The sequence below is a fragment of the Streptomyces chattanoogensis genome, from assembly GCF_001294335.1.
GTDB lineage: Bacteria > Actinomycetota > Actinomycetes > Streptomycetales > Streptomycetaceae > Streptomyces > Streptomyces chattanoogensis.
Window position 1 is genome coordinate 1 of the sequence record NZ_LGKG01000217.1, and the last position, 4,322, is coordinate 4,322.

Annotated in this window: 1 pseudogene; it reads left to right on the top strand. The window is 74.9% G+C overall.

Going from position 1 to position 4,322, the window contains the following annotated elements:
• A pseudogene (locus ADL29_RS45890) lies at positions 1–4,322 on the top strand (type I polyketide synthase); the annotation flags it as partial.

Sequence of the window (4,322 nt, forward strand, 5' to 3'; positions counted from 1 at the left end):
CTGGGTGGAGCATGTCCGGTCGGCGGTGCGCTTCGCCGACGGTATGGCGTATCTCGCCGAGCAGGGTGCTTCCACGTTCCTGGAGATCGGGCCGGACGGCGTCCTGTCCGGCATGGGCCAGGACTGCGTGGACATCGCGGACGGAGCCTTCGTCCCCGTGCTGCGCGGCGACCGCCCCGAGGCGCCCGCGGCCGTTACGGCGCTGGCCCGGCTCGCCGCCCGCGGCGTGCAGCCGGACTGGGACACGGTGTTCGCCGGGCGCACCGCGCGGCGGGTCGAGCTGCCCACGTACGCCTTCCAGCGCGAGCACTACTGGCTGAAGCCCGCGACCGCGGGCGGCGATGTGACCACGGCCGGGCTCGGCGCCGCGGCGCACCCGCTGCTCGGCGCGGTCGTGGCGCTGCCCGCATCGGACGGTGTGGTGCTGACCGGCCGCCTGTCACTGCAGAGCCGGCCCTGGCTGGCGGAGCATGTGGTGCTGGACCAGGTCCTGCTCCCCGGAACGGCGTTTGTGGAGCTGGCGCTGCGCGCCGGTGACGAGGTCGGCTGCGACCGGGTCGACGAGCTGACCCTCGCGGCGCCGCTCATCCTGACCGAGGGCGGTGGCGTCGATCTCCGCGTGGTGGTCGGCGAGGCCGGTCCGGACGGCCGGCGGGAACTGTCCGTCCACTCGCGGACCGGCGACGCGCTGCCGGACTCGCCCTGGACCGAGCACGCCTCCGGCCTCATCGCCGCGGCCGGTCCGGACCTCGGCGGGGACCTCACCGCTTGGCCGCCCGCGGACGCCGAAGTCCTCGACACCACCGAGCTGTACGCGGTCTCGGCGGAGCACGGCTTCCGCTACGGGCCGGTGTTCCGCGGCCTGCGCGCGGCCTGGCGGCGCGGCGACGAGGTGTTCGCCGAGGTCGCGCTGCCGCCGGACCAGGACGCGGACGCCTTCGGCCTCCATCCGGCGCTGCTGGATGCCGCGCTGCACGCCGTCGGACTGGGCGGGTTCTTCACCGACGACCGGCCGCGGGTGCCGTTCTCGTGGTCCGGGGTGACCTTGCGGGCGGCCGGTGCGGCGGCTCTGCGGGTGCACCTGGCCCCCAACGGCCCGGACACGGTCGCCGTCACCGTGGCCGACAGCACCGGAGCGCCGGTCGCCTCGGTCGATGCGCTGCGCTTCCGCGAGCCGGCCGGCGCCCCGGACACCACCCCGGCGGCCGGTCTGCTCCACGACGTGGCGTGGACCGAGGTCCCGGCCCCGGCGGCCGCTGCATCCGTTGCCGTACTCGGCGATCCGACCGGGGACCTGCCGGGGTATCCGGGTCTGGCCGAGGTACCCGGCCCGGTCGATGCCGTGGTCCTGCCTGTGGCGGGCGACGGCATGGCCCCCGGAACCGTACGCGGTGAGCTGACGGCAGCCCTGGCCGTGGTGCAGGAATGGCTTGCCGACGAGCGGTTCGCCGATGCCCGCCTGGTCGTGCTCACCCGGAACGCGGTCGAGGCCGGGAACGCGCCGGTGGATCTCGCCGCCGCGGCCGTCCGCGGCCTGGTCCGTTCGGCGGCCCAGGAGAACCCGGGCCGGTTCCTGCTGCTGGACTCCGACGCGGAGATCGGCGCGGAGATCGGCGCGGACCTGGTGGCCAGGGCACTGGCCACCGGTGAGGACGAACTCGTGGTGCGGGCGGCGGTGTTCCGGGCGCCCCGGCTGGTCCGCCGGGCCGTCACCGACCGGACCCCGGCGTTCGGCTCGGGCACGGTGGTCGTCACGGGCGGCACCGGAGCGCTGGGCGCGCTGGTGGCGCGGCATGTGGTGGCCGAGCACGGGGTGCGTGAGCTGCTGTTGCTGAGCCGTCGTGGGGCGGCTGCGCCCGAAGCGGGCGCGCTGGTGGCCGAGTTGGAGTCGCTGGGTGCGTCGCGTTCGTTCTCTTCTCCTCCGCCGCCGGTGTCTTCGGCAACCCCGGCCAGGGCAACTACGCGGCGGCCAACGCCTGGCTCGACGCGCTGGCCGCGCACCGGCGCGCCGCCGGACTGCCCGCCACCTCGATCGCCTGGGGACCGTGGGCCACCGCGGCAAGCACGATGACCGGCACGCTCGCGGACACCGACCGTTCGCGGATGGCGCGCTCCGGGGCGAGCGGACTGTCCGAGCGGGAGGGGCTGGCGCTGTTCGACGCCGCGGTGGCCGGTGACGCCGAGCTGTCCGTCGCGCTGCGGCTGGACCTGGCGGCGCTGCGCGGCCAGGCCGTCCCCGCCCTGCTGCGCGCGCTCGTACGGGCCCCGAAGCGGCGGGCGGTCACCGGTACCGGCGCGGCCGGGCAGGGCTCCGAGTTCGCCGACCGGCTCGCGGACCTGGACCCGCAGGGCCGCCGGGCGGCGGCGCTCGAACTCGTACGGGCCCAGGTCGCCGCCGTCCTCGGCTTCGCCGGCGCGGACGCGATCGCACCGGACCGCGCATTCCAGGACCTCGGCTTCGACTCCCTGACCGGGGTGGAGCTGCGCAATCAGCTCGGCGCGGCCGCGGGACTGCGGCTGTCCGCCACGGTGGTCTTCGACCATCCGACCCCGCAGCGGCTCGCGGACCACCTGGTCGCCGAACTCGTCGGTGAGCAGGCCGCCGACCGGAACCCCGCGGCGGCGACGCCGACCGCGGGGCCCGCGACCGATGAGCCGATCGCGATCGTAGCCATGGGCTGCCGCTACCCCGGCGGGGTGACATCCCCCGAGGACCTGTGGGACCTCCTCACCGCAGGCGGCGACGCGATCTCGGCGTTCCCGGCCGACCGCGGATGGGAACTGGACACGCTCTTCCACCCGGACCCCGACCACCCCGGCACCTCTACCTGCGACGAGGGCGGCTTCCTGCACGGCGCCGCCGAGTTCGACCCGCAGTTCTTCGGGATCTCGCCGCGCGAGGCCCTGGCGATGGACCCGCAGCAGCGACTGCTGCTGGAGGTGTCCTGGGAAACCCTGGAGCGCGCCGGGATCGACCCGGGCACCCTGCGCGGTGAGCAGGTCGGCGTCTTCGCCGGAGTGATGTACCACGACTACGCGACCCGCCTGCACCACATCCCGGACGAGCTCGAAGGATTCCTCAGCACCGGTGCGTCGAGCAGCGTCGTATCGGGCCGGATCTCCTACACCTTCGGCTTCGAGGGCCCCGCGGTCACGGTCGACACGGCATGCTCGTCGTCGCTGGTCGCACTGCACCTGGCGGCGCAGGCGCTGCGCCGCGGCGAGTGCCGGATGGCGCTGGCCGGCGGGGTCACCGTCATGGCGACGCCGGACACCTTCGTGAACTTCTCGCGCCAGCGCGGCCTGGCGGACGACGGCCGCTGCCGTTCGTTCGCCGCCTCGGCGAGCGGCACCGGCTGGTCCGAGGGCATCGGCGTACTGCTCGTGGAACGCCTCTCGGACGCCGAACGCAACGGCCACCAGGTGCTCGCCGTCATGCGGGGGTCGGCAGTCAACCAGGACGGCGCCTCGAACGGCCTCACCGCGCCGAACGGGCCGTCGCAGCAGCGGGTGATCCGCAGCGCGCTCACGGACGCCCGGCTCACCGCCGCGGATGTCGATGTGGTGGAGGCGCATGGCACCGGTACGACGCTGGGTGATCCGATCGAGGCGCAGGCGCTGCTGGCGACGTACGGCCAGGGCCGTCCGGCGGACCGTCCGCTCTGGCTCGGGTCGGTCAAGTCGAACCTCGGGCACACCCAGGCGGCGGCGGGTGTGGCCGGTGTGATCAAGATGGTGCTGGCGATGCGGCACGGTGTGCTGCCGAGGACGCTGCATGTGGATGAGCCGTCGCCGCATGTGGACTGGGCGTCGGGTGCGGTGGAGCTGCTGACGGAGAACCGGCAGTGGCCGGAGCTGGACCGGCCCCGGCGCGCGGGGGTGTCCTCGTTCGGTGTCAGCGGCACCAATGCGCACATCGTCCTCGAACAGGGCCCGGCGCCCGCCGCACCGCCCGCCGCGGACCCAGCCAGCCAGCCGGCCGGGGAGCCGGCGGGCCACGTCGTCCCCTGGGTCGTGTCCGGACGCACCGAGGCCGCGGTCCGGGCGCAGGCCGCTCGGCTGCTCGCCCACGCCGACGGACTCGACCCCGCCGACGTCGCACTCTCGCTCGCGACGACCCGGCACCACTTCGAGTTCCGCAGCGCCGTGGTCGGCGCCGACCACGAAGACCTGCTGGCCGGGCTGGCCGCCGTCGCGGACGGGCGCGGTCCCGTGGTGTCTGCGTCGGGCGGGAAGGTGGCGTTCCTGTTTGCGGGGCAGGGGAGTCAGCGGGTGGGGATGGGCCGGGAGTTGTATGAGGCGTTCCCGGTGTTCCGTGCGGT